The following is a 3,477-nucleotide window of genomic DNA, read 5'->3' as shown; positions in this document are numbered from 1 at the left end:
CGCTCGCCGTCGTAGGCCACCGAGGAGTCCCGGACGCTCCCGCCGTGGCCGGCCAGGTCGGGTGCGAGAAGACGCCGGCCCTCGGGGTACGCCGCCGCGAACCCGAGCCACGTGTCTTTCGAGGCGCCGAACCCGTGGACCAGCACGAGTGCGGGCTCGGGGCCGGGCCGCTCGAGGTAGGCGACGGAACGGCCGTCGACCTCGACCGTCCGGGCCTCGAGGCCGGCGTCGCTGCGGCGGTCCTCGATGCCGGCCTCGACGAGCGCTTCTTTGACAGCGCCGCAGCCCGAGAGGGCGAGGACGAAGACGAGTGCGACGGCGCGTTTCATGAGCGGCGGGTGTGCGAGCGAGCGGGAGTCGGTCGGGCCAACGTCGTCTCGCACGTCCGGTTCGCGCCCTCGAGGGCGGCTACACGCGCTCCACCTCCGCCAGCGCCGTCAGCCGGCTCGTGGTCCGGGTAAACTTCTCCGCGATCGCGGCCTCGAGGCCGGCGCGGCCGTCGGCCGCGAACCAGTCGGCCGGCGCGGACTGGGAGGTGAAGAACAGCGTCGGCGGGTCCGGCAGGCCGTACAGGTCGTCGGCGACGCGCAGCAGGCGGAGCGCGTCGTCGGTGTCGGTCACGTCGATGCCGTCGAGGTAGAGCGACCTCGAGGACGCCAGGTCGCGCGTCAGCGTGGTCCGCTCGACGTGGGTCGTGAGCCGGATCAGGTCGTCGAAGTCGAGCCAGCGCTTGGGGTCGGGAGCGTCTTGGAAGGCGCGCCGCATGGCGTCGCGCGCGGCCTCGAGGTCGCCGATCCAGGCGCGGCCCTCTTTCTCGAGCCCCTGCCGGAAGTCCTCGCCGCCGACGAACGCGACGTGGTACTGCGTTTGGAACTCCTCGGAAATGAACCGCTCGAGCCGGTCGCGGCCCAGGTGCGACGAGACGAACCGCTCGGGCTCAGCGTTCGAGGTCGCGGCCAGCACAACGCCCCGCTCGCGGAGCCCTTTCAGAACCGCGATGAGCCGGACCTCGCCCGCGGGGTCGTCGAGCTCGACCTCGTCCAAGCACAGGACGCGGGCACGCTGCGCGATCTGATCGGCCCAGACGTCCGGCGGCTCCGTCGCGCGGAAAAGGGCCGACGAGTGGATGTAGGCGCAGCCGATGCCGTCGCCCTCGAGCGCGTGCCAGATCGAGGCCAGCAGGTGCGTCTTGCCGGTCCCCACCGGGCCGACGAGGTAGAGACCGCCGCGCAGTCCGTCGTCGCGCTGGAACAGCTTTAGCCAGGCGGGCCGGCCCTCTCGGACCTTGACGAGCCGGACGAAATTCGAGGCCTTGCCGCGCGCCTCCCGCTGGCTCTCGTTCTGAGGGACGTAGCTCTCGAGCCGAGCGTCGTCGTAGCGGGAGGGAGGGCGGAGGTCGGTCACAGGCGGGGCCAAAACAAAACCGGCGCCGACGCGCGAGCGCCGACGCCGGTCGGTTTGAAGATACCCGGGTTAGGCCGAGTCGCCGGAGCGCTCGGTCGTGTCGTCGACGTTGCCGGGGCGGCCGACGTGCGCGACGGGGTCGAGCTGGCTGTCGTTGACGGAGTGGCCGGCCTCGAGGAGGCGGTTCGCGCGGTTGCGCAAGCGGAAGCGGCTGTCGAGGAACGACGTGCGGGTTACGGGTCGGCGGAGGTTGATCATGATTCTAGAACGAGATGACGCGCAGCGCTCGCTGCGGGTCGGGGTGGAATGCGCCGCGTGGCGCAATGGACCGGACGCCTCTCGTCCGGCGGTGACAAAGTGGGGGAGGCCAGTCGGCCCCTATCCCCGTTCAAGCGGCGTCAGCCGGGTTCGCCAGTCGGTTTGGCCGCACGTCGCCTGCCAGTGCCGGCTGAGCCGAACGGGAGCAGAGGAAAAGGTGTGCGTCATCGGACTGGAAGCTGGCGGATCGCCGTGTGGAAGCTCCTCAACGGGGGACCCGGCCCCTTGTTGAGAAGGGACGCCGAACCCCGGGCGAACCCGTGGCGAACCAGGGTCGAAGCCATCTTCACAAACCAGGTCGGTCCGTTTTGATCTCCGATATCGACATGGTATCGGTACCGATATGAGCTGTTGAGCCTTCCACGACCTCGAGGTCGGCCCGCGCGGTGAATCGCGCAACGATCGTGCGCGGGCCACGTCGCCCTCGAGGACGACGAACCTCCTCCTCAGATGAGCTCTACGAGAGACACCGGGGTGGACTCGGACCCTCTACCGGCCGCCGCTCGTCGAGGACGCGTCGCCCTCGAGGCCGGCGGTCCGGCCGTCCGTGAGCGGGAGCGAGACCAGGTTGGCGAAGGCCCGCCACGCGCCCGCGTTGAGCGCGCCGAGCTGCCGGTACCACCCGAGAGGTGAGTAGACGTAGGTGCCTTCGCCGACCTCGGCGAACAGCAGCCCCGTCGTCAGCGGCGCCTCGCCCGGATCGCCGACCTCGAGGAGCCGCTGGTACCGGTCGTCGATGTCGCGTGGGAAGTAGAGGCCGCGCTCTTGGACCCAGCCGTCCCAGTCAGCGTCCTCGAGGACGTGGGGAGACTGAAACACGGTGTGGCCGCCCTCGAGGACGGTGACCGGCGCCGTCTCGTCGGTCACGCGGTCGCGGCTGAGCGAGAGCGGGTACGGCGCGATCCCGCCGATCGGGTTCCACTCGAACGACTTGTGGTAGGTCACGACCAAGTGGCCCCCGGCCTCCGTCCAGTCGATCAGGTTGTCGCGGTGCGCCTCGAGGTCGGACCGGTCCATGAGTGCGCGGATGTCGACCACGACCGTGTGCAGGCCGCCGAAGTCGCTCGTTGCGAGCGCCGTGCTGTCGAGCCGGACCACGTCGGCGCCCATGACCTCCAAGGCGTCGGCCGTCGTGCCGTCGTAGCTCTCGACGAACCCGACGCGCAGGCCGGGCGCGACGGCCACGTCGGGGAGGACCGCGGCGGGCCGCTGGACGATGAACCACGGCAGCCCGCACCCCGTCGTCCGTGCCGACGACTGGACGCGGTACGCGCCGGGCGCGGCGTCCTCGAGGTCGATCTCGAAGACGGCGGTGCCCGCGGGCACGTCGCGGACCTGGAAGGCGACGGCGCGGTCGCCTCGGTAGACCGTCACGCCGACGGTCACCGTGTCGCGGCCGGCCTGGAAGCTCACGACCTCGACCGGGATCCGGTTGACGCCGGACACCAACCGCATCGGCGCCGCATCGAGGTCGACGGTCGCAGGGGGCACGACCTCGACGGGCAGGCGTCCGCCCGCGATCGGCTGTCCGTCCCGCGTGACGACGTAGAGGAGCGGGGCGGTCCCGCCCTCGAGGCCGTACTGCGAGCGGTAGCGTGGGGCGGTGGGCGTCGTGCCGGAGGGGATCGGGACGCGCAGCCGACCGTCCTCGATGGCGGCCGTTTGAGGTTTGGCGGCGAACAGGCCTACCGTTGGGGCGCCCGGCGGCGGCATCACGGTCAAAGAATCGCCCTCGAGGCCGGACCACGTCAGATA

The 3,477-nt window shown here is 71.0% G+C and carries 3 protein-coding genes and 1 pseudogene; all 4 read right to left on the bottom strand.

Annotated elements, in window-relative coordinates; genetic code table 11:
• On the bottom strand, positions 1-383 hold a 383-nt coding region (locus tag WBA11_RS16260), incomplete at its 3' end, for an alpha/beta fold hydrolase (RefSeq protein ID WP_424521701.1).
• A 25-nt stretch (positions 384-408) separates the two neighbouring features.
• Positions 409-1,404 carry an AFG1/ZapE family ATPase gene (gene zapE, locus WBA11_RS16255; RefSeq protein WP_424521700.1) on the bottom strand — a complete coding sequence of 332 codons (996 nt, stop codon included), beginning with the start codon at positions 1,402-1,404 and terminating at the stop codon, positions 409-411.
• Positions 1,405-1,473: 69 nt separating this feature from the next.
• A complete protein-coding gene (locus WBA11_RS16250) occupies positions 1,474-1,662 on the bottom strand; it encodes a hypothetical protein (RefSeq protein ID WP_424521699.1) in 189 nt (62 codons plus the stop codon).
• A gap of 549 nt (positions 1,663-2,211) precedes the next feature.
• Positions 2,212-3,477, bottom strand: a pseudogene (locus tag WBA11_RS16245) (hypothetical protein); the annotation flags it as partial.

It is taken from the genome of Rubrivirga sp. (assembly GCF_049648075.1).
GTDB lineage: Bacteria > Bacteroidota > Rhodothermia > Rhodothermales > Rubricoccaceae > Rubrivirga.
The sequence above is the reverse complement of the archived record's forward strand: the minus strand, read 5'-3'. Positions and strand labels throughout refer to the sequence as shown.